This window comes from Pseudomonas sichuanensis, assembly GCF_003231305.1.
GTDB classification, from domain to species: domain Bacteria; phylum Pseudomonadota; class Gammaproteobacteria; order Pseudomonadales; family Pseudomonadaceae; genus Aquipseudomonas; species Aquipseudomonas sichuanensis.
Window position 1 is genome coordinate 1 of the sequence record NZ_QKVM01000143.1, and the last position, 497, is coordinate 497.

Consider the following 497-nt stretch of genomic DNA (forward strand, 5'->3'; position numbering starts at 1 on the left):
CTCGTCACCGTCGGCGTCACGGATGGTGTAGACAAAGGTGTCCGTCGCCCATGGCGGCAGGTCCTGATTGGGGTTGGCGTGGTAAGTGGCATTGCCCTGGGCATCCAGGGTCAGGTAGCCATATTGGCCGTAGATCGGGTCGCCTAAATGGCCATGCGCAGAACTCGACGTATCGTCGCCTGCCCGTACCCCGACCACATACTGGCCGTCAGCGCGCACATCGGCGCCTTTGACGTCGTTGTCCAGCACGTTGCCGCTGATGCTGTCGCCCTCGCTGACATGAGCGAAGTCGGCCTGAGCCTTGGGCACGTCATCGACGATGCTGATCACGATGGTGCTGGTGGTGGTGTTGCCCACCGAGTCCTTCACCTGGTAGGTGAAGCTTTCGGTGATCACGTTTGGGCCATCGTTGACATGGTTCGGCGAGTTCGGCGCCGAGGTCAGGGTGTAGGTGTAGCTGCCATCGGCGTTCAGCAGGATCTGGCCGTATTGGCCGA

General features: G+C 61.4%; 1 protein-coding gene. It reads right to left on the reverse strand.

Annotated features, from left to right (window positions below):
* Positions 1-497, reverse strand: a 497-nt coding sequence (locus tag DM373_RS28460) for an Ig-like domain-containing protein (protein ID WP_157966915.1), incomplete at both ends; no start/stop codon positions are given.